The organism is Sphingomonas sp. (assembly GCF_003248515.1).
In the GTDB taxonomy this organism is placed as follows: Bacteria; Pseudomonadota; Alphaproteobacteria; order Sphingomonadales; family Sphingomonadaceae; genus Sphingomonas_I.
Genome location: NZ_QFOB01000011.1, coordinates 64,525 through 86,932, shown reverse-complemented (window position 1 = coordinate 86,932; position 22,408 = coordinate 64,525). Strand labels below are relative to the sequence as shown.

The 22,408-nt window shown below is 62.9% G+C and carries 17 protein-coding genes; 6 read left to right on the top strand and 11 right to left on the bottom strand.

Going from position 1 to position 22,408, the window contains the following annotated elements; genetic code table 11:
* Nucleotides 1–20 precede the first annotated feature (20 nt).
* Nucleotides 21–1,256: an aromatic ring-hydroxylating dioxygenase subunit alpha gene (locus tag DI605_RS16735; RefSeq protein WP_293976169.1), complete on the top strand. Its 1,236-nt coding sequence runs from the start codon at nt 21–23 to the stop codon at nt 1,254–1,256.
* A gap of 168 nt (nt 1,257–1,424) precedes the next feature.
* On the opposite strand, the gene DI605_RS16730 is transcribed toward DI605_RS16735, so the two are convergent.
* Complete coding sequence (locus DI605_RS16730) at nt 1,425–2,333, bottom strand: AraC family transcriptional regulator (RefSeq protein WP_293976167.1); 909 nt, start codon at nt 2,331–2,333, stop codon at nt 1,425–1,427.
* A 152-nt stretch (nt 2,334–2,485) separates the two neighbouring features.
* Entirely contained in the window at nt 2,486–3,589 is a 1,104-nt protein-coding gene (locus DI605_RS16725; protein ID WP_293976165.1) for a transporter, read from the bottom strand.
* A 325-nt stretch (nt 3,590–3,914) separates the two neighbouring features.
* Here DI605_RS16725 and DI605_RS16720 point away from each other — a divergent pair, with 325 nt between their 5' ends.
* The 3 genes from DI605_RS16720 (at nt 3,915) to DI605_RS16710 (ending at nt 7,937) form a co-directional block, all read left to right on the top strand.
* On the top strand, nt 3,915–5,558 hold the full coding sequence (locus DI605_RS16720) for an NAD(P)/FAD-dependent oxidoreductase (protein WP_293976163.1): 1,644 nt from the start codon (nt 3,915–3,917) through the stop codon (nt 5,556–5,558).
* Nucleotides 5,559–5,564: 6 nt separating this feature from the next.
* Nucleotides 5,565–6,836, top strand: a complete 1,272-nt coding sequence (locus tag DI605_RS16715) for a serine hydrolase domain-containing protein (protein ID WP_367120068.1) — start codon at nt 5,565–5,567, stop codon at nt 6,834–6,836.
* Between the two features lie 63 nt (nt 6,837–6,899).
* The gene (locus DI605_RS16710) at nt 6,900–7,937 is read left to right on the top strand and encodes a zinc-dependent alcohol dehydrogenase family protein (RefSeq protein WP_293976159.1); all 1,038 of its coding nucleotides are present in this window, start codon (nt 6,900–6,902) and stop codon (nt 7,935–7,937) included.
* 227 nt (nt 7,938–8,164) lie between these two features.
* Here the strand turns inward: DI605_RS16710 and pedF are convergent, their stop codons facing one another.
* The 9 genes from pedF to DI605_RS16665 form a co-directional block, all read right to left on the bottom strand.
* Entirely contained in the window at nt 8,165–8,587 is a 423-nt protein-coding gene (gene pedF, locus DI605_RS16705) for a cytochrome c-550 PedF (protein WP_293976245.1), read from the bottom strand.
* A 65-nt stretch (nt 8,588–8,652) separates the two neighbouring features.
* Nucleotides 8,653–9,324, bottom strand: a complete 672-nt coding sequence (locus DI605_RS16700; RefSeq protein WP_293976157.1) for a pentapeptide repeat-containing protein — start codon at nt 9,322–9,324, stop codon at nt 8,653–8,655.
* A 107-nt stretch (nt 9,325–9,431) separates the two neighbouring features.
* A complete protein-coding gene (locus tag DI605_RS16695) occupies nt 9,432–11,288 on the bottom strand; it encodes a methanol/ethanol family PQQ-dependent dehydrogenase (RefSeq protein ID WP_293976155.1) in 1,857 nt (618 codons plus the stop codon).
* Between the two features lie 105 nt (nt 11,289–11,393).
* Entirely contained in the window at nt 11,394–12,083 is a 690-nt protein-coding gene (locus DI605_RS16690; protein ID WP_293976153.1) for a response regulator transcription factor, read from the bottom strand.
* Between the two features lie 10 nt (nt 12,084–12,093).
* A complete protein-coding gene (locus DI605_RS16685) occupies nt 12,094–13,617 on the bottom strand; it encodes a HAMP domain-containing sensor histidine kinase (protein ID WP_293976151.1) in 1,524 nt (507 codons plus the stop codon).
* Between the two features lie 389 nt (nt 13,618–14,006).
* Nucleotides 14,007–14,540 carry a molybdenum cofactor guanylyltransferase gene (locus DI605_RS16680; protein ID WP_293976149.1) on the bottom strand — a complete coding sequence of 178 codons (534 nt, stop codon included), beginning with the start codon at nt 14,538–14,540 and terminating at the stop codon, nt 14,007–14,009.
* Complete coding sequence (fdhD, locus tag DI605_RS16675; RefSeq protein WP_293976147.1) at nt 14,537–15,352, bottom strand: formate dehydrogenase accessory sulfurtransferase FdhD; 816 nt, start codon at nt 15,350–15,352, stop codon at nt 14,537–14,539. Before fdhD ends, DI605_RS16680 begins: the two co-directional genes overlap by 4 nt.
* Nucleotides 15,352–17,616 carry an FdhF/YdeP family oxidoreductase gene (locus DI605_RS16670; protein WP_293976145.1) on the bottom strand — a complete coding sequence of 755 codons (2,265 nt, stop codon included), beginning with the start codon at nt 17,614–17,616 and terminating at the stop codon, nt 15,352–15,354. The genes fdhD and DI605_RS16670 overlap by 1 nt, the downstream gene beginning before the upstream one ends.
* Before the next feature lie 413 nt (nt 17,617–18,029).
* On the bottom strand, nt 18,030–18,983 hold the full coding sequence (locus DI605_RS16665; RefSeq protein WP_293976143.1) for a PEPxxWA-CTERM sorting domain-containing protein: 954 nt from the start codon (nt 18,981–18,983) through the stop codon (nt 18,030–18,032).
* A 571-nt stretch (nt 18,984–19,554) separates the two neighbouring features.
* Here DI605_RS16665 and DI605_RS16660 point away from each other — a divergent pair.
* Nucleotides 19,555–21,393 carry a CHASE3 domain-containing protein gene (locus DI605_RS16660; protein ID WP_293976141.1) on the top strand — a complete coding sequence of 613 codons (1,839 nt, stop codon included), beginning with the start codon at nt 19,555–19,557 and terminating at the stop codon, nt 21,391–21,393.
* A gap of 244 nt (nt 21,394–21,637) precedes the next feature.
* Nucleotides 21,638–22,405 (top strand): SDR family NAD(P)-dependent oxidoreductase, encoded by a 768-nt coding sequence (locus tag DI605_RS16655; protein ID WP_293976139.1) that lies wholly within the window; start codon nt 21,638–21,640, stop codon nt 22,403–22,405.
* Nucleotides 22,406–22,408 lie beyond the last annotated feature (3 nt).

The following is a 22,408-nucleotide window of genomic DNA, read 5'->3' as shown; positions in this document are numbered from 1 at the left end:
ATCATCCCAAGGACATCCGGATGCTCACCCAGGAACAGAACCACCTCCTCACCTCGATCGAGCCGGGCTCGGCGATGGGCGACTATCTCCGGCGCTACTGGCATCCCATCGCCGGCGCCGCCGATCTCGACGATCAGCCGATCAAGCCGATCCGGCTGTTTGGCGAGGATCTGGTTCTCTATCGCGATCTCGGCGGGCATTATGGCCTTGTCCAGCGCCAGTGCGCGCACCGCAGCGCGGATCTCGCCTACGGCTTCGTCGAGCAATGCGGGATACGTTGCAGCTATCACGGCTGGCTGTTCGGTCAGGACGGGCGCTGCCTGCAGCAGCCGTTCGAGGAAACCGCCCTCCCCACCAGTCGCTACAAGGACAAGGTTCGGCTGCAATCCTATCCGGTGCAGGAAAAGGCGGGGCTGCTCTTCGCCTATATGGGCAGCGGAGAACCGCCGCTCCTGCCGGACTGGGAGCCTTTTTCGCGCACCGATGGCTTCGTGCAGGTCGTGAAGGCGGATGTTCCGTGCAACTGGCTTCAGTGCCAGGAAAATTCGATCGATCCCGTCCATTTCGAATGGATGCATTCGAACTGGACGGCCCGGATGCGCAGCCCGGAAAGCGATTTCGGCCCGGCCCATGTGAAACTGGGCTTCGAGGAATTCGAATATGGCTTCCTCTACAAACGGATCCGCAGCGATACGGACGAGACGGATCCGCTCTGGACGGTCGGCCGGGTGCTGCTGTGGCCCAACGGCTTCTTCCTCGGCAATCATTTCGAATGGCGTGTTCCCGTGGATGACGAGAATACGCTGAGCATCAGCTGGATCTACGCCGCCGTGCCGGAAGAACGCCGCCCCTACCGGCAGGAGAAGATCCCGAGCTGGCAGAGCCCGATCCGCGACAGCGAGACGGGGCGCTGGATCACCACCCACGTCATCAACCAGGATATTATCGGCTGGGTTGGCCAGGGCCGCATCACCGATCGCCGGAAGGAAAATCTCGGCCAGAGCGACAAGGGCATCGTGATGATGCGCAATCGCTTCTTCCGCGAGCTGGATGCGGTTGCGAACGGAAAGGAACCAAAAGGGATTATCAGAGAGGAGGGCGTGAACCACAAGGTCGCCTTGGCGGTGGCCAACCGCGTCTCCCTGGGCGCCGACGCCATATCCCGAAAGTTCATCCTCCACGCCGGCCAGCCCGAAGAGGTTCGGCATATGTGCGAGGAGGCGATGGGCCATGAAATAGACGCCAGCGGGCTCTGATCCCTCGCCACGACGAAACGTTCGGGCTTTCCCTGGCGCCACGCCCTGGCCCCTCGCGTCCAGTAACATGACCTTATCCGGGCGGTGCACCGGAGTGGACACAGAGATGAGCAGAGAGGCTCGCAGGTGCCACCATCATCGTCCGGCTCGGATCAAGCGGTCCCGAGCCTATGATCGTGCGCGAAACTGGCCGGGCGTCACGCCCAGCTTGGCGGTGAACATGCGTGTCATGTGGGCCTGATCGGAAAACCCGCACGCGGCCGCAATTTCCTTCAGGGCCAGATCGCCGCGACTGAGCAATGACTGCGCGCGCTCTATCCTCTTTTCCACCACAAACGCATAAGCCGATTTCCCTACGCTTTGTCGCAGATACCGGTTGAACGTCCACACCCCCATCCCCGCGACACCAGCCATATCTTCTATCGATATGTTTTCACAAAGATGAGAATCCACGAATTCCTCGATTTCAACGATCACTCTTCGTGAAAAAGCTTTCGCCTGATGCGGGTTTCCCTTGTACACACACGAGGAGAATTTTCTTAGAAGCTGCACCGCCAACTGCATGGACAGCGTTTCGGCGTAAAGATTGCCACCCAATCGAGGGTCCATCGCCTCCCTAGCGATCTCACTGGTGATTCGGGTTATTTCCGGATCGTACCCCTCCACGATATCGTGAAGATTTACGTCGACCACTTCCTCTCCGCAGATATCACTTGCGATGCGATTCATAACTTTTCTGGTGAGATAGATGTGATTTACCTCAATGGGGGTCGTCCAGTGCCAATGGGATCCGGCCGTTCTGGACAGCAGTGAGAAATTGTCGGGACGACAGCGGCATCGTGTCCAGCGGCCATCCTCCACCTGTCTGTCCATAGGCGTTTCACCGCGCACATATTGCACGATCATGAAGCTATCGATCGGAGGGATCTCAACGTCCTGGGCTTTATAGTCGTACCGGCGGAATGCCGCATCGCGCCAGCCCAGACCGTCGCTCATGCCGAGTATGCCGCCCGGAACCCATGTTGTGAGTTCGCTGGGCAGAATCGGCCTGGTGACCAGAGGCTTCTCTCCCGACATCTGCGTGTCCTTTTATTCAACCGCAAAAGATAGCCGCGTGAAAGCTCAGTACATATTGGGCCTTGGTAGGATCGCCGCCCTTCTCGCCAGGACGCACGCACGAGGCGCAATCCGAAAGGCGAGCACCCATTTCATCGCGAAATCCGCCGAGATTAAAACAACTTGAGCAAGCGGATCTGGCTGTTGATTCCCTGTCGAAACCCCGATCGGCTCGCGATATCACCCCCCACCACCGCCTGAACCTGAAATGTCTTGGTGAAGAAGTTGCCAAGAAACAGGCGCAGCTGATGATTGCTCGTCTCGAGCCCGGTGCGAAGCCCGTCGATTTTCTGCGCTCCGCCGAAACGTCCCGAATATCCGAATGACAGAGTGGCGGTCGCACTGATGCTTTGACGCAGATAGGCCTGCAACTGATAGGACGGCTTTACGCCGTATCTCACCCCCTTCTCCATATGATTGACGGTGAACGCGGCATCTGCCGCGGCATCGAGCACCAGCCCCTTTCCCAGCCCCTGAATCAGGCCAATCTGCGGCGTGAACGTGTAGGCTCCCGTACCGAAGCTCACTTTCGCAGGATCATAAGCGCCCGTGGGCAGCGCGAGATAGGCCGTGAATCCCAGCGTTGTGCCGAACCTCGGATCTTCCTTGTGAACGGGGAAAGCCGCGAAACCCAGCAGGAGATCGCCAAGGCCGTTTCGGGTCGACTGGGACACGCCTCCAATGCGCACATCGTGATACCCTCCGAAGGGGAGGATCGCCTCGGCTACGACAGGAATGCCGCCGATGTCCTCGTATCGCACATAACGTGCAATACCGAGCGTCGCCTGCAACCTCGAGTCCGGTACGTCGCCGGCGTTCTTGACGTTGAGCCGCCTGGATCGAACATGTCCGCCATACATTAGTGCAAGATTGGAGCCCGCCGGCAAAACCGTGTAGTCACCCGGATAGATATCGATGGCATAGGCTGTACCTGATGACAGATATGCAGCGCCAAAACATAGCGCGGCCGAACGACGCGTTTCCCACATTTCTTTCCTCCCCGCAAAACTGACGGACTGAAGAAGGGCAATGCATCGCCCTGCCCGCGCCGCATTATTTTTGCCCGGAAGAGGAAAGACGCTCCGTTGGCGCGGCACCTCGATTTTGTAATTCGAGCCAATTCGTCCGCGACAGATCGTCTTCGATCTTTCCTCTCCCGCTGCGCCAATCGCTTGCTCAAGCCTCCAGGAGGCCCGGCAAATCTGAATGAGCTGCACGCAGCAGATGGTCATTAGCCCGCAGGGAAAGTGGCGATCTTGAACATCGCGACCAATTGTTTGAACGAAACGGGCGATAGAGGGAGGGGTTCGGCAAACAGGGACCGAGCGGCGCGCCCGCCAGCTCCTGCCCCTCCTTTGTCGAGGTTCATCGCGCGCAGGGCCGCACAAACTCGCGTTCGTTCAAACGAATTGCGGGAACGTTCAAGACCCGGATGCGCCGGGCATCATAGCCTCAATCCGTCGGAGCATGCGCTCCGGAGAGCTGAAGTCGGCCATCTACGAGCGGACGCGGCGAGCAATCTTGATTGGATGGAGCGGGTGCATGAATTATGTAACAAAAGATGCCGTGGCGGCTGCATTGCCTGCGGAGCCGACTGTCCTCGATGCGGTCATCATCGGCGCCGGAGTCGCCGGCCTCTATCAATTACACCAGCTAAGAGAGCGGGGACTCAATGTAAGAGTCTATGAACGTGCATCCGATGTCGGCGGAACATGGTATTGGAACCGCTATCCCGGTGCACGTTTCGATTCCGAAGCCTACATCTACCAGTATCTGTTTTCCGAAGAGCTGTACAAGGGATGGAGCTGGAGCGAGCGATTTCCCGCCCAACCGGAAATCGAACAGTGGATGCATTATATCGCAAGCGAACTGGATCTTCGAAGAGATATCCGATTCGATACGGGCATCGCGAGCGCCCACTATCGGGAGGATGCCGGGCGATGGACGGTGACGACCGACAGCGGCGAGACGATCGATGCGCAATTCCTCATTACATGCTGTGGCATGCTGTCTGCCCCGATGGCCGACATGTTCCCGGGCCAGGACAGCTTCACGGGCAGGATCTTCCACACCGCGCGCTGGCCGCGGGAGGAGATTGACTTCGAAGGCAAGCGGGTCGGCGTCGTCGGCATCGGCGCAACCGGGATTCAGGTGATCCAGACCATCGCGGACAAGGTCGGCGAACTCAAGGTGTTCATCCGCACGCCGCAATATGCCCTCCCGATGCGCAACCCCAAATTCGGGGCCGACGATGTGGATGCTTATAAAGCGCGCTTCCAGGAACTCAGGAAGACGCTGCCACACACATTCACGGGCTTCGAATATGATTTCAAGTATCAGTGGGCAGATCTGACGCCGCAACAGCGCCTGAATGTGCTCGAAGAGATATACGAAAGCGGCTCTCTCCAGCTCTGGCTCGCCTCCTTCGCCGAGATGTTCTTCGATGCGGAGGTCAGCGAGGAGATTTCCGAATTCGTCCGCAACAAGATGCGCGGACGGCTCAAGGACAAAAAGCTGTGGGATCTGCTTATCCCGACCGACTATGGCTTCGGTACGCACCGGGTCCCTCTCGAGACCAACTATCTGGAAGTCTATCACCGTCCCAATGTCGAGGCAGTGAGCGTGCGCGACAATCCGATCGTGGCTGTCACGGCGGACGGCATCCGAACGGCAGATGGCACGCTTCACGAACTGGACGTCATCATTCTGGCAACAGGCTTTGATGCCGGCACCGGAGCGCTCACCCGCATCGACATACGGGGTCGGGACGGTCGTTCGCTCAAGGAGGATTGGAGCAAGGATATCCGCACCACCATGGGGCTCCAGGTGCATGGTTATCCGAACATGTTCACGACCGGCGCTCCGCTCGCGCCGTCTGCAGCATTGTGCAACATGACGACCTGCCTGCAACAGCAGACAGAATGGATCAGCGGTTGCATCGATCATGTTCGAGGCAAGGGGCTTTCCGTCATCGAGCCGACCGCCGAGACCGAAGCGCAATGGATCGCCCATCACGACGAGACGGCCGGCGCAAACCTCATTTCGAAGACGAATTCCTGGTATCTCGGCTCGAACGTGCCTGGAAAACCCCGACGGGTGCTATCCTATACCGGTGGCGTAGGCGCCTACCGCCAGAAATGCGACGCCGCCGCCCTTGGCGGGTATGAAGGCTTTGCCAAACGATAAGCGACAATGCCCGGGCCCCCAAGGCCCGGGCATAGCAGCGACAGCAAAAGAACAGGATCTGACCACCGCGCAGACGTTCGGCAGCAACGCGAGAGGATATCACGGATGAGGAGCGGATTTCAGGCAACAGCCGACGCCATCACACAAAGTGCGGCGAATGCGGATGAGCGTGTTCCGGGCGTGGTTGCGATGGTCACAAATCGCGACAGGAACATCTATGAGGGCGCCGCCGGCAAACTGCGCATCGATCTCGACCGCGCAATCGATGCCGACACCCATTTCGCGCTCTTTTCCACAACGAAGGCCATCACCGGAACGGCGGTTCTGCAACTCGTTGAACAGGGCAAGCTCGATCTGGATGCACCGGCCAGAAGCTATGTCCCGGAAATCGCCACGCTCAAGGTGATCGAAGGTTTCGGAAAGGATGGAGAAGCCCTGCTTCGCGAGCCTCGCCGGGACATCACCGTGCGGATGCTGATGACCCATCAAGCAGGTCTCGGCTATCATTTCTTCAATGACCTCTACGACCGGCTCGTCCGCTCAGGTCATCCCGGCATCATAACCGCCACCAAGACCAGCCTGATGACCCCGCTGCTCTTCGATCCGGGCGAGCGTTGGGAATATGGCTCGAACATCGACTGGTGCGGCCAGGTGGTCGAAAGGATCAGCGATACCCGGCTGGGCGACTTCTTCCAGGCACGGATATTCGATCCGCTCGGGATCGAAAGCATGACCTTCGAGATAAACGACCAGGTGCGCGCCAATCTCGCCACGATGCACATCCGGGAGCACGGCGGATCCCTGAAGCCGATCGATTTCGAACTTCCCGCCAAACCGGAAATCCATATGGGCGGCCACGGCCTCTATGGCAAAGTGTCCGATTATATGCGGTTCATCCGGATGTGGCTGAACGACGGGATGGGCAATCACGGGCGCGTGCTCAAGCCAGAGACCGTGCGGATGGCGGAGCAGAATCATCTCGGCCATCTGAAGGTCACCATGCTGACCGGCGTGGACCCCACGCTTTCCAATGATGCCGAATTCTTTCCCGGGGTTCCAAAATCCTGGGCTCTCAGCTTCATGGTGAATGACGAGAAAGCCCCCACGGGGCGGCCTGCGGGATCGCTTGGCTGGGCGGGGCTCGCCAACCTGTTTTACTGGATAGACCGGAAGAACGGTTATGGCGGCTTCTGGGCGACGCAGATCCTCCCGTTCGGGGATCCCACATCCTTCGCCCGCTATCTCGAATTCGAAACCGCATTCTACGATCATTTGTAGATGATCTCACCATCATCGTCCCGATACATTCCCACAATAACGAACAGAAGAGGACGCGCCACCATGAAAGCTCTTGTTTATTTTGGACCCGGCAAGAAGGACTGGGTAGAAAAGCCGATTCCGACCATTCAGAATTCAACGGACGTGATCGTACGCATTACGAAAACTACAATCTGCGGCAGCGATCTGCACATCCTCAAGGGCGACGTGCCCAGCGTCTCGGAAGGCACAACGCTGGGCCACGAAGGCGTCGGCATCGTCGAGGAGGTTGGCAGCGCCGTACGCAACTTCTCGAACGGTGATGCCGTGTTGATTTCCTGCATCACGAAATGCGGGGCCTGCGAGAATTGCAAGCGACAGCTATATTCGCACTGCTCGGACGGAGGCTGGCAACTGGGAGGAGCCATCGACGGCACCCAGGCGGAATATGTCCGCATTCCCCATGGCGACAACTCGCTCTACCCGATCCCGGCAGGCGCGAACGAGGAAGCCCTGGTCATGCTGTCGGATATCATGCCCACGGGGCTGGAGATCGGCGTGCAGGCGGGCGGCGTGAAGCCGGGTGACAGCATCGCCATCGTCGGTGCCGGTCCGGTAGGCATGTCGGCGCTCCTGACGGCGCAATTCTATGCGCCGGGCCAGATCGTGATGATCGATATGGATCCCGCCCGCCTGGGCCTGGCACGCCAGTTTGGCGCGACGGACACGATACAGGTCGGGCTCGAGGATCCGGTCGTGCGGGCGATGGATATGACCGGGGGCAAAGGCGTCGACGTGGCCATCGAGGCGGTCGGCGTTCCGGCGACGTTCGATATCTGCCAAAAGATCGTGTCAGCAGGAGGGAACATCGCGAATGTCGGCGTGCATGGATCTCCGGTGACGCTCCATATCGAAGAACTGTGGATAAAGAATATCAATATTTCAATGGGCCTGGTAAACACGAATACCACACCCATGCTGATGAAAGCCGTGCAGGCGGGCAAGGCCGATCCATTGAAGCTGATCACCCACCGCTTCAATTTGGACGACATTTTGACGGCCTATGAGGTGTTTGGCAACGCGGCGAACGAAAAAGCGATGAAGGTCATTCTTTCGGCCTGAGGCCACCGCCGCGAGCCGCCAGAAGGATTTGGACAGAGGGGACGCGGAGCCGGCCGGGTGGACATCGTTAAGCTTGCGGGCGGTCCGTGCCCGGAAGACGACGGGCGTGATCGGGGCGGGTTTGCGGCCCGGGTTGTGGAGCGGCTCGAAACCAGGACAGCTCGGATGAGCCCATCTCGATGTCCACCAGATCGGCCGCCGCTCACCCACCACGCCGGCGGGCGCGTTCAACTCTTGCGCTTGCCGTCCAGCCAGGAACGAATGGCCCAACCTGCCTTCTGGCCCAGCGCGTCACCCATCGGGGGCATATAGACCTTTCCGTCGCGCTTCAGACCGTGGTGATAGCGGGTGATGAACCATTGATCCCCGGCCTCTCCCGCATCGAGATGCCGGAGATCGGGCACGATGCCCTCGCTTACCGCGCCCGATCCGTGGCAGCGCGCGCAATTCTGCTCATACGCCCGTTCGCCGATCCTTTTCGCGGTCGCATAGACGGCGGGATCGTCGCGATAGGGGTTTCTGATGATCCACTTGTCATTGCCCGGCGCAATATCGGGAAGAGCCGCCGTGTCCACGGGCTGCGGCGCCACCTCCGCCTGCGCGGCGAGGCGTGAAGCGGCGACGCCCGCGGCCAACACCAGCGACAGCATCAGGATCGGGCGACTGATCCGATGCGACATGGGCATATTCGCCTCCGGCTTGCGGGCTGACCGGATCATTCCGCCCCGTGCGGCGATTCCTGCCGCTGGTTGCGCAGTCGCTCCTTCTCCTCCGCCTGCCAAACCGTATCGCCCTTCTGCCAATCCTTGGGGCAGCCGGTGCAGGCCTCGACATAGGCATCCTGAAAGATGGTGAAGCGGATATGGGCATCCCGCATCACGGCGCCCGTGAAATCCACCTCATAGAATTTCGTTTCCTGAAGCTCGGTCGAGATCAGCAGCGCGCGCTTGAACCGGGCGCCCTTCAGATCGGCCTTTTCCAGCGAGGCGGCGGTGAGATCCGCATCATCGAACACGGCGTGAGATCCGCGGACGAAGCTCATGTCCGTGCCCTTCAGGCTGGCATGATGCAGGCTCACGGCATTGATGAAGGCGGTCGTCATGCGCGCAGCATCGAGATTGGCGCCCGTCAGATCCGCGCCATTGAGATTGGCGTAGCGCAGATCCGCGCGCACGAGCTTGGCGCCCTCCAGATTGGCGCCGCGCAGATCCGCGCCGCGCAGATCCGCGAAGCTCAGGTCGGCATTGGGGCATTGGGCATTGGGCCCGATCTCGCAGGTGCCCACCACCCACGGCTTCGGCCGTTCCTCGACATTGACGATCACCGACTGCGCCGCAGCAGACGTCGCCGCGATGATCGCAAGAGCGATGACAAGGGAAACGCGCATCGCGATTCCTCCTTATTTTGGGGAGCTCGACAGGAACCGGAATGGGCCACCCGGCAGACGGCGAGGCGATCCCGCCGGGTGGCCCGATCCGATCCGGGGCGCCGACCTCAGCTGTCGGGCAGTTCGAACACCCAGAAGGAGCCGCCCTGGCTGACCGTCTTGGTCAGGTCCGCCATATCACCGCCCCACAGCGGCACGGCGCCACCATAACCCGAGGCGAGGCCGATATATTGCTTGCCCTCATCCTCCCACGTGATCGGCACCGAGACGACGCCGGATCCGGTCTGGAATTTCCACAATTCGGCGCCGGTCTTCGCGTTGAAGATCTTCACATAGCCGTCGCTCGTGCCCTGCACGACGATATTGCCCTTGGTCGTCAGGTTGCCGCCCCAGAGAGGCAGATGCTCCTTGGCTTCCCAGGCGATCTTGCCCGTCACCGGATCCATCGCGCGCAGCACGCCGACATGGTCCGGATATTTGCGTTTGATGCGGAAGCCCTGGCCCAGATAGGCGGCACCCTTCGAATAGGTGACATTCTCGGTCCAGTAATCCTCCTTCCAGTCGTTGGACGGAATGTAGAAGAGATTGGTGTCGGGATTGTACGACATCGGCATCCAGTTCGTGCCGCCGAGGAAGTTGGGCGACACCTCCACCGTCTTGCCGCGTTCCTGGCCCGGTTCCGGGCTCGGAGGGCGCTGGCCGGGCTGCTCGATCGGGCGGCCCTTCTTCACGTCCCATCCAGTCGCCCAGGTGATTTCGGGCACGAACGGATAGATGCCGATCGCGCCGCCCACCTGCTTGGAAATGCGGCCGTCGCGCTTGGTCATGGTATCAAGGTCGGTCAGGAAGAAATATCCGTTGCGATCGGCATGCGCGCCGGCGCGGATGATCTTCCCGTCCTTCTTCAGATCGAACAGCACGATCGGATTGTTGCCCGAAAAATCCCACGCATCGTTGGGCGTGTGCTGGAAGAAGCCCACCGGCTCGCCGGTCGAGGGCTCGATATAGATCTGGCCCGACGTGTAGAGGCTGTCGCCCGGCGAGCGCTTGTTCGTATTCCACGGCGCCGGATTGCCGGTGCCGATCACGATCGTGTTGGTCTTCACGTCATAGGTGGCGGATTGCCAGGGCGCGCCGCCGCCATGGTTCCAGGCCTCCACCTTCTTGCCATCCTTGTCGTTCGGCCAGGAGGGCGCCTTGGGATTTCCGGTGAAGGTGTGGGGCTTGCCGTTGAGGCGCCCCTGGTGGCCTTCCACCATCGGCCGCATCCAGAGCTCGTCGCCCGTATCGGGATCGCGCGCATAAAGCTCGCCCACCGCGCCGAATTCATCGCCCGATGATCCGTGGATCAGCATCACCTTGCCGGTCTTCGCATCCTTCACGATCGTCGGCGCGCCGGTCATGGTGTAGCCGGCGGTGTGGTCCTGGAATTTCTTCCGCCAGATCACCTTGCCCGTCTTGCGATCCAGCGCGACCATCGCGGCATCCAGCGTGCCGAAGAAGATCTTGTCGCCATAGATGGCGGCACCGCGATTGACGACGTCGCAGCAGGGGCGGATGTCATCCGGCAGGCGATAGCTGTAGGACCAGATCTTCTGGCCGGTCTTGGCATCCAGCGCGAAGATGCGGCTGTAGGATGCGGTGATGTAGATCACGCCATCGTAGATCAGCGCCTGCCCTTCCTGACCGCGCTGGCGCTCGTCGCCGAAGGAGAAGGTCCATTTAGGCTTCAGCTTCGCGGCGGTCTGATCGTTGATCTGATCGAGCGTGCTGTAACGCTGCGCGCGCACGCCCGCGCCATACATCAGCACATTATCGTTGCTCGTCTCGTCGCCGAGGATGTCTTCCCAGGTCACACCGGGCTTGGTGAAATCGTGTGACGCAAATTGCTGGGCCGGCGCCGATTGCGCCAGGAGCGCTGCTGTCGCCAGCAGGCCCGCATGAAATGCCTTGTTTCCGATCATGAACTGCCCCTCCTGCCCCGTGTCGACGGGTTGTTTGACGAGAGGAGGCTAGGCGGTCGTCTCTGAGAAAATCTTTGGAGGACGGTGAGACGGCTCTCAGAAAGCCTAGTGCTTTGGGCCGGAAGGCTCGGCCGCCAGCCGATAGCCGACGCCGCGCACCGTGGAGATGCGCGGCGCATCCGGGAAAGGTGCCAGCAACTGGCGCAGATAGCCGATATAGACGTCCACCGTGTTGAGCGTGACGTCACCCTTTTCACCCCAGACGCGATTGAGGATCTGATCGCGGGTCACGACGCCGCCTGCGCCCCGGGCGAGACACAGCAGCAGATCGAATTCGCGCTTCGACGCCTCGATCCGCGCCTCGCCGACGGAGACGATACGCGCGACCGCGTCGATGCGCAGCGCGCCGATGGCGAGCACCTCGCCCCGCTCGCGTCCGCCCCGCCGGGTGACGGCGTTCAGACGGACGAGCAGCTCCTCGAATGCAAAGGGCTTGGTCAGATAATCGTCCGCCCCCGCTCCGAACCCATCGAGCTTGTCCTGCAGCGTGGCGCGCGCCGTGAGCATCAGCAGCGGCGTTTCCACACCCGTGCGTCGCAAATTCTCACACAGGGCGAGCCCGTCCATGTCGGGCAACCCGAGATCGAGGATCGCGGCGCTGAACATGCCGGTGGCGAGCGACTCCCGCGCGCCATGGCCGGATCTGCGCCAGTTGACGCCATAGCCCTCCGCCGCGAGCCCGCGCACCAGCACGCGGCCGATTGCGGGATCGTCCTCCACCAGCAGGATGTTCATGCCCGTTCCTTCATGATGCCAGTGGCAGGGTTATGGAGATCCGCAGCCCCCCGCCGTCCCGATTGGATGCTGCGATACTGCCGCCATGATGATCCACCACCGATCGCGCGACCGAAAGGCCCAGCCCGGAGCCGCCGCGCGCCCTGCCCGCCGGCTCCTGATGAAAGCGTTCGAACAGCCGCTCCAGCGCGCCTTCGGCAACGCCGGGTCCGTTGTCGACGATCGTCAACTCCGCTTTCCCGGCCGCCCTTGCCAGGTCCACCCGGATCGCGGCATCGGCCGAGAATTTGATGGCATTGTCGAGCAGGGCGATCAGCGCCTGCTGCATCCATCCGGCGTCACCGCGCACGATGCACTCGCCATCGTCGATCCGCGCCTCCACCCGCGATCCGCTCGCCCGGGCGAACGGATCTGCAAGCGCCATGCTTTCGCGCAGCGCCTGGCCCAGATCGAACGATGCCTGCGCCATGACGAGCCGCCCGTCTTCGGCCTGAGAAATGGCCAGCAGGTCGGCAAGACGCCGGCGGATGACGCCGCCCTGAGCCATGATCTGCTCCAGCGCCTCGCGGAGCATCGCCGCGTCGCCGGATCGGCCGCGCAGCGCCACCTCCGCTTCGCACTGGAGCGCGGTGATCGGCGTGCGCAGTTCATGGCTGATCTGCGCGAAGAAGGCCCGGCGTGTCGCCTCGATCTCGGCCAGTTGCGCATTGCGGGCTTCCAGCTCGGCCGTCCGTGCCGCGACGTCGTGTTCAAGCCGGGCATTGACGTTTGACAGGGCTGCCCGCTGGGCCGCGATTTCGTCGGCCATCCGATCGAAGCCGACGGCAAGGGCCTGGAATTCCGCGAAGCCCAGATCGCCCACCGGCTCAGCATGCCCCTTGCTCACGGCCGCCATCGCCGATTGCAGTCTCGCGATCGGACGGCGGAGCCGTGCGAGCAGCAGGCCCAGACCGAGCGCACCGACAAAAGCCGTGAAGATTGGCAAGGCGATTGCCATCGCGCGGATCACGCGGCGGGCCTGATCGAACCGCCCGACCGTTTCGGTCACTTCGGCGCGCTCCTGCGCCACCGTCCGGCGGACCAGAGACTGGAAGCGATCCAGATCGGCAGACAGCGAGGCCCGCTCGGTGGCGACGCCTGTATCGGCATCGCGGCGGATCGCCCGGAACAGGCGCCCCAGTTCGGATACGGTCGCAAGTTCCTCGTCCGCGTCGTCCACCGCGTCACCGGTTGTCGTCAGCAAAGCTCGCTCGGCACGGATCGAGGCGTCGTAGCGAAGGAGCAGCGCCTCGATCTTCTCCCGCTCCTCCAGCCGCGCGCGCATCGGAATGCCCATCGCAGCGCGCGCGACATAGGTGTTGACGCCCGCTTCCAATCCCATGGCGAGCGCGAGTTGGTCCTGCGAATAGCCGGATCGGGCGAGTACCTGATTGGCCCGGCGCAGGCCCGTCGACGCCGCCAGCGCCACCGCGAGAAGAACGATCAGGGCGCCCAGCCCGCCAAATATCAGCGTGTTGCGGATCGATCGAACCATTGGCCTCACTGGCAGTGCTGGGTGCGCGTGGCACGCATCCCGCCATCCTCTCACTCCCGATGTTCCGGGCATTGTGCTTTTGTAGCAAGCGACCCTACGGCCAATATTCGGAGTTGTGGAGAATGGCTACGATGCACCGGCTGAGCTGAACCCGATCCGTGTAGTACGCGCCGCCTGCCATCATCATATCAGCGAAACGCGGTTTGAACCGCGTTGCCACCCCCGCATTTACGCCAGCAAATGACAATCCAGAAGCGGGACCCGTCTTCCCGATCGGATCTGCGGCCAGGGGGCACGAACGTCCCAATTCCGCCCGGCCCGCGGGCGCTGGCGTGGGGCGACTACCCTATCGGATGGAGACAGGCCCTTCACTCGTGCGATCGGCCCGATCAGCCATCGCCGCCATCGCCGAAGATCATGCGTTCCAGATCCTCCCTGGTGTTGATATTGGCGATGCCGCTCCCGCCCTCCAGGCCCATGCTCCCGATCCTGCAGGCCCATCCCCTGATCGAACGCTCCGGTCCTTCCAGATGCTGGTCGAGCAGATCCGCCCAGCCCACGTCCCAACGCCCGACGACCGGCAGCGCCGCGAGATGGGCCTGCATCGATGAAGCGCACAGCCGGGCGATGATCCCGTCGGGCAGCGCAGGCGCATCGCACGGCACGGTGATGACAGTGTTCAACCCGATCACCCGCGCATGATGGAGCGCGGCATTGATCCCGCCCAACGGGCCGAGACCCGCGTGCGGACGATCCGGAATGCCATCGGCACGCCCGCAGATCACGATCCTTTCGACATGGCCCTGAAGGCCATCCCGCGCCCAATCGATCAGCCGCCTCCCGTCGAGGAGCGCCTCCGCCTTGTCCGATCCGAACCGCCTGGATTGCCCGCCGGCAAGGATGGCCCCCAGGATCCCCGTCAAGGATCGATCGCCAGCAAGGCATCGCGACGGACAAGCGTCCGAAGGCGCAGGCCGGCGGCCGCGGCACGCTCGATCGCCAGCGCGGTGGGCGCGGAGATGGCCGCCAGCATCGGACAATTCGTCAGCACCGCCTTTTCCACCAGTTCGTAGGAGCATCGCGAGGAGACGAGCGCGAAGCCGCCGTCCCACCCCTGCCCCGCACGGGCCATGGCGCCCACCAGCTTGTCGAAGGCATTGTGGCGGCCGACATCCTCGCGCACCAGCAGGATGCGGCCATCCGGCGCGCACGCGGCTGCCGCATGCACGGCGCCTGTCCGCCGATTGAGATCCTGAAACGCCTCCAGATCGGCCAGCGCCTGGAAACAGGCGACATCGGCGGCGCGCGTCGCGGCGGTGAGCCGGGGAAGTGGCCGCAACGCCTGTTCGAGATTTTCGATGCCGCACATGCCGCACGAGGATTCCGTGGTGCGATGCCGGACCCGATCGACGACACGCTCGGCGACGGCAGCGGCCAGCGTCACGCGGACGATGATCCCATACGCGGTCGGGTGCAGGAGCACTTCCTCGATCTGCCCGCCGTGATCGACGAGTCGCTCCGCCAACGTGAAGCCGAAGGCCAGATCCTCGAGATCCTGCGGCGTCGCCATCAGCACCGCATAGCCGATGCCCTGATATTCGATCGCGATCGGAACTTCGTCCGCGAGATCCCTGACGATTTCCGTGGTCGCTCCATCCGCGCCGACGCGGATGAAACGCGCCGCGCAAATGGCGGAACGCGGCTCGACGAGCGCTTCCGCATCGGCGCCCGCCATCACGCCGCCCGCACGACCTTCACGGGGATCGACTTGTAGGCGGGTGTCCCGCTGGCGGCATCATGATCGCCGAGCGAAACGAGGCAATTCGCCTCGGGATAATAAGCGGCGATCGAGCCGCGCGCGATCGGATGGGCCACCGCGGTCTGATTGCCGAACACGCGGTCTCCCGCGACGATATCCACGCGTTCGCCATGTTCGATGCCGAGATCGCGCAGGTCTTCGGCATTCAGGAAGACGACGTCACGGCGCCCCGTAATGCCCCGATACCGATCGTTCAGGCCATAGATGGTGGTGTTATATTGATCGTGGCTGCGGATCGTCGTCAGCAGATAGGGATGATCCTCGCGCTCGATATTGAGCGGTATGCCCGCCACGAGGAAATGGGCCAGTCCGTCCGGCGTATCCCATTGCCGTTCCGATGCGCCGACACGCAGCCGGAATCCGCCTTTCACGCGGACGCGTTCGTTGAAATCGAAGAAGTCCGGGAACACCTCCTCGATCTTGTACCGGATCCGGTCATAATGGGCGACGAGAGCATCCCAGCCGATCGCCGTTTTCGGAAGTGCGGCCTTGGCGAGCCCCGCGACGATCGCCGGCTCCGAGCGAAGCGCCTCGGAAACAGGCTGTAGCATGCCGCGCGAGGCATGGACGACGGACATCGAATCCTCGACGGTCACGGCCTGAAGGCCGCCCGCCTGAATGTCGATCTCCGTACGGCCCAGGCACGGAAGGATCAGGCTCTCCCTGGCCGTCAGAAGGCAGGTGCGGTTCAGCTTCGTCACGATCTGGACGTTCAGATCGAGCTTGCGGAACGCGGCGAACGTCGTCTGCGGATCGCTGATCGCGACGGCGAGATTGCCGCCCAGCCCGATGAACGCGCGGGCCGTGCCGTCCCGCATCGCGGCGATCGCCTCCACCGCATTATGCCCGTGGGCGCGGGGACTTTCGATGCTGAAGGCACGATCCAGCCGCTGGAGGAATTTCTCGCCGGGTATCTCGGTGATGCCCACCGTCCGGTCGCCCTGCACGTTCGAATGGCCACGTACCGGGCAGATGCCCGCCCCCGCCCGCCCGAAATTGCCGCGCAGAAGCAGCAGGTTCGCGAGTTGCTGGACCGTCTCCGTCCCGTGCCGGTGCTGGGTGATGCCCATCCCGTAGCAGATGATGACGCGCGGCGCCGTCCAATAAACGCGCGCGATGCTTTCGATCGCCTCGCGCGTCAGGCCCGATGCCCGGCAGATCGCGTCCCAGCCGGTGGCGTCGATATCGGCGCGCAGCCCTTCCAGACCGGTGGTGTGGACGCGGATGAACTCCCGATCGAGCAGGCCATCGCCGCCGGCGGCCATGTCCGCGCCGTCCGCCTCCAGCAGTGCCTTTATCAGCCCCTTGATGAGGGCGAGATCACCGCCAACCTTCACGAGATGATAAGCGGACGAAATCGGCGTTGCGCTGAGCGTCGCCATCTCCACCGGGGCCTGCGGATCCTGGAAACGCTCCAGCCCGCGCTCGCGCATCGGATTGATCGCGATGATCGGCTTGCCCCGGCGGGCGACCTCGCGCAGCGTGCCCAACATGCGCGGATGATTGGTTCCCGGATTGTGGCCGAAGCTGAAGACCGCGTCGGTTTCCTCGAAATCCTCGAGCGTCACCGTGCCCTTGCCGACGCCGATCGACTGCGGCAGCCCGACACTGGTGGCCTCGTGGCACATGTTCGAGCAATCGGGGAAATTGTTGGTCCCATATTCGCGCGCAAACAGCTGATAGAGGAAGGCCGCCTCATTGGAGGCCCTTCCCGACGTGTAGAATTCCACCTGATTGGGATCCGCGATGGCGCGCAAAACAGCGCCGGCCCGTTCGAAGCCTTCCTCCCATTCGATCGGGACGAAATGATCGGTTTCGGGATCATAGCGCAGCGGGTGGGTCAGCCGCCCGGCATGTTCCAGCTCATAATCGGACCAGGACCAAAGCTCCGTCGCGCTGTGCCGGGCGAAGAAATCGGGATCGACGCGCTTCTGCGTCGCCTCCCATGTCACAGCCTTGGCGCCGTTCTCGCAAAATTCGAAGGATGATGTGTGCCTGGGATCGGGCCACGCGCAACCTGGGCAATCGAAACCCTCCGGCTGGTTCATGCTGAGCAGCGCGCGCGTATTGGTGCTCGCCCCCATTTCCGACCTGACGGCCTTGGCGACGGCGCGAAGAGCCCCCCAGCCCCCGGCCGGCCCGGGATAGGGCCTCACGCCCCTGGTGTTTTCCTCGCTCATCATAGCATCCCGTGCATCGGTCGACGGGCTTCGCGGCGCGCGCCCACAGGGCTTGGTAGTGAATTGTGCCAGCCCCCGCCATTCCGGATTTTCCCGTCGCGGCCGCGCGCCCGCCGGCTTTCGCGGATCCGCCATCCCGGCATCGCCCGATCACGTACATGGCACCAGCCGGTCCGAAGAACGCAGCCCGGTCAGATCGTCACATATCGCCTTATCAGATCGATCACGGTTTGCCTGCACACCGCGATCGCGGCGGGTAACAAGACAGCCGGCGCAGCGGACACTCGACGTTGGACGAAAAGCAGTGTTGCACCGACACGCCTTGCGGCCGGAAGCGCGGCCTCGGCAGAAACTCAGGCGCCGCCGACCTCTTGATCGACGGCGCCCTCGCGTTCAAAGTCTGGCTTGAGCGATCAGCCGAAAATCACGCCCGACACGCGACGGCGGCGCATCGCGCTGCCGACGAGGCCGAAGCCTCCGATGAACATCGCCCAGGTGGCGGGTTCCGGAACATCCGAAGTCGGCGGGATCACCACCTGATCCGGCTGGCCGGTGCCGAAGATCGTCTGGGTCGTGAAGGTGCCGCTGGCGCCGGCGGCGATCGTGAACGAACGGCCGAGCCCCAGGGTCACGTCATAGCCGTTGCCGGAATCGACGAACTGATCGGCATCCACGCCATCACCTTCCACGAAATTCGCGAGCGCGGAGCCGCCGGCGATACGGCTGCGCAGGCCGCTGTAGCTCGCGATTTCGTAGCCCGTCGAAGTACCACCCTCGTTGGCGATGCCGATGAACGTGTCGGCGTCGGCAGATCCGATCGCGGTATCCGTTTCGAACAGGATCTCCTGGCCGGAGGAGGTAACGAGCCTGCCACCACCATCGTTGAGGTCGGTGTTGTTGAAATAAAGATCACCGTCCAGATAGCGAACCAGATCGAAGGTCAGCGCATTGGCGGAGGTATTCGTGAAGCTGTAGGTCTGCGTCAGCAGCGAACCGGCCTGCATGCCCCCGTTGACGAGATCGCTCAGCGATTGGACGAGCGTGAACGAAAGACCCGAATAATCGAACGCGCTCGATACGGACGTGGCGGACGACGCCGTCACCGTCGCATTGAGAAGGCTGATGTTGGTGCGGGAGCCCCCGAAACCCAGATAGACATAGGATTCGTAGGTCGTCTGGCCGGGAGCGGTCGCACCCACCGGATCATAGATGGCATCGCTCGAACCCGCTCCTGCCGACGAACCGTAGGCACCCGCGTTGGCTACCGTGACGGTCAGCTTTCCGTCCCCTGTTCCATTGGTGAGCGTTGTCGCTGCGAAAGACGGCGCGGCGCACAGCGCGGCGCAAAGTATCGCGTAACCTCTCATAATTTTTCCCCTCAAAACAACTAATCGCACAACACAAAGCGATGCCCGCCAAACCCCGGCGGACGATTCGTTCGATCGCATGAATCGAAAAATTGACAAAGCGTTAATACTCCCGCCGTAACGATCGATGTGTTGTGCGCAGCGACGAGACGCCCCCGGCCGAGGCCCAAATCTCTTGGAAATCTGTGAAAACTCTAGGCCGCTTTAAGGGATGTGCACGCTGGTCCGGCCACCGGTCGATACCCCCCTTCGAACGGCGCCGGCTTGCCGGAACCCCCTCGGCGGGCACGCCCTTCCCTCTGCGCTGGCCATCCCGCGATGCGCCCGGCAGGCCATCTCCCGGCTGAGTCCCGGCGCTGCGGATGAAGATCGCGCCGCTCGGGCTTGCGAAGACCAAGGATATTTCATTCGCTGATGCCACCGGCATACAGGACGGTGTGCGCGGTTTTGCGCCCATCCCCATTTGCCGGACTCTTTGCGCGTCGGCACCGGTCCAACCGATTGCGCAACGGGATCGGGTTGATTAGGCCGGCGATACAAGGCTTCGAAGCTGGAATAACGAGGGGGCGTCTTGATCACGCGGCATGCAGTGCGCGCCCTATGGCCGCTCGTCCTCGGCTTTCTCGCCCTGGTAGCGAGCGCCATTCTGTCCATCTGGCTGTCGGGCCGGCAGGATGTGGCCACCGATTGGGTCCGCCACACACTGGAAGTGGAAAACCGGCTCAACGTGATCCACCGCCTGATGCTGGATGCGGAATCCGGCCAGCGGGGCTATCTGCTGTCGGGCCAGTCCACCTATCTCCGCCCGTATCGGGACGCGATTGATCGCCTGCCCACGGAACTGGAAGCCCTGAACGTCGCCACGCGGGACAATCCCCGGCAGCAGGCGAGTCTCGCTGTGCTGAAGCATGCTTCGCAGGCCAAGCTCTCGGAGCTTGGCGGCAGCATCGAGATGGTCCGTCTCGGTCGTCCGGCGGATGCCGTCGCGATCATGAGGAGCGGCGCCGGCCAGCGCTATATGGACCGGCTCGTCGAGATATTGCGCGGCATGGCGGACGAAGAGGATAGCCTGCTCGCCCGCCGCCGCGCATATGCGAACTGGATCTCGTTCGCGGTGCGCGCGGCTCTTTTCGTCAGCGCGATCCTGGTCGTGCTTCTGGCGGTCTTCTCTGTCCGCCAGAGTGCGCGACGGGTGGTGGAACTGGAAGGCAGCAATCAGCGGCTGCGCGAGGAGGCGGCAGCCCGCATCAGCGCCCAGTCCGAAGTGCGCCAGCTCCAGAAGATGGAGGCCGTGGGCCAGTTGACCGGCGGGATCGCCCACGATTTCAACAATATGCTGGCGATCATCATCGGTAGCCTGGATATGGCGCGCCGCCGCCTTAGCGGCCGCGAGCCGGCTGGTGCGGTGCGCTATATCGATGGTGCGATCGAGGGGGCCGAACGGGCGGCCACACTCACGTCGCGGCTGCTGGCCTTTTCCCGGCGCCAGCCACTCGAACCCAAGGTCATCGACGCAAATCGTCTGGTGGCGGGCATGTCGGAAATGTTTCGCCGCACGCTGGGCGACAATATTCGCGTGGAGACGGTGCTCGCCGGCGGGCTCTGGCCGATCTGCGCGGATCCCGCGCAGGTCGAAAGCGCGCTGCTCAATCTGGCCGTGAACGCGCGCGACGCGATGCCGGACGGGGGCAAGCTGACGATCGAAACCGGCAATGCCGAGCTGGACGACGCCTATGCCCGCTTGCACGACGAAGTCACGGCCGGCCAATATGCGGTGCTCTCCATCACCGATACCGGCGCAGGCATGTCCGCCGAAGTGATGAGCCGGGCCTTCGATCCTTTCTACACCACGAAGGAAATCGGGCGCGGAACCGGCCTCGGCCTCAGCCAGGTGTTCGGATTCCTCAAGCAATCCAACGGCCACATCAAGATTTACTCGGAAGTGGGCGCCGGAACGACGGTGAAGCTCTATTTCCCGCGCCATGTCGGTGCCGTCGCTGCGGATCCGGTGGGCTCCGCAGTTGCGCAGATGCCTCCCGGCGCCGCCGACGAAGTCATCCTCGTCGTCGAGGATGAGGGCGCCGTGCGCCGCATGTCCGTCGATGCCCTGCGCGATCTCGGCTATACCGTGATCCACGCATCCGATGGCGAGCAGGCGCTTGCCAGAATGGAGGCCAGCCCCGGCATCCGCCTGCTCTTCACCGATATCATGATGCCGGGCATGAACGGACGGGAATTGGCGGAACGGGCGCAGGCCATCAGGCCGGATCTCAAGGTCCTCTACACGACCGGCTATACGCGCAACGCGATCGTCCACAATGGCATGGTCGACTATGGCATCGCCTTCCTGCCCAAGCCTTTTTCGCTCCAGTCCCTCGCGCGCAAGACCCGCGAGGTGCTGGACGCATAAGGCCGGTATCCGCCCTCGCTCGAACGGGCGTTGCGGATCGCCGCAGGTCGATCGTGACATCGTCGGCCGGGATCGGGTCGCCGGTCACCGGTCACCGGTCACCATGCGGGGAGGCGAACGCGCGCCGTCTTGTCCAGCCGCGATCTGCCCCCAACATGGCAAAGACACGATCCGTCGGGCATGGACATTCGATCTTCGTCCATGCCTTGCCGGGCCAAGAGGCTGAAAAACACAGGAGAGATGGATGCGGATCGGCGATCGGGCGTTTCTCGTAACGGGCGCGGGTTCGGGCCTAGGCGAGGCCGTCGCGCGGATGCTGGTGGAAAATGGCGGCCGGGCCGTGCTGCTGGACGTGAATGCCGATGCGGGCGCGGCTGTCGCCGGCGGGCTCGGGAAAGCGGCGCTGTTTCACCGGACGGACGTGACCAGCGAGGCTGACGGGCAGGCCGCGATCGCGGCGGCTTTTTCAGCCTTCGGCCGTATCGATGGCCTCATCAACTGCGCCGGCGTCGCGCCGGGCGAGAAGATCCTGGGGCGCGACAGGCCCCATTCGCTGGAAAGCTTTTCGCGTACGGTGATGATCAATCTCGTCGGCACGTTCAACATGCTGCGCCTGACGGCCGAGGCGATGGCCGCGCAGCCCGCCGAAAAGGGAGAGGAACGCGGCGTCATCATCAACACGGCCTCCATCGCCGCCTATGATGGCCAGATCGGGCAGGCGGCCTATGCGGCGTCCAAAGGGGGCGTCGCCTCGCTCACCCTGCCCGCCGCACGCGAACTGGCGCGCCACGGCATTCGCGTGGTGACGATCGCACCGGGCATTTTCGAAACGCCGATGATGGCGGCGATGCCCGTCGACGTGCGCGAGGCGCTCGGCGCATCCGTCCCCTTCCCGCCTCGCCTCGGCCATCCGGCCGAATATGCGGCACTCGCCCGGCACATCATCGAAAACCAGATGTTGAACGGGGAGGTCATCAGGCTGGACGGCGCCCTTCGGATGGCACCGCGATAAGAA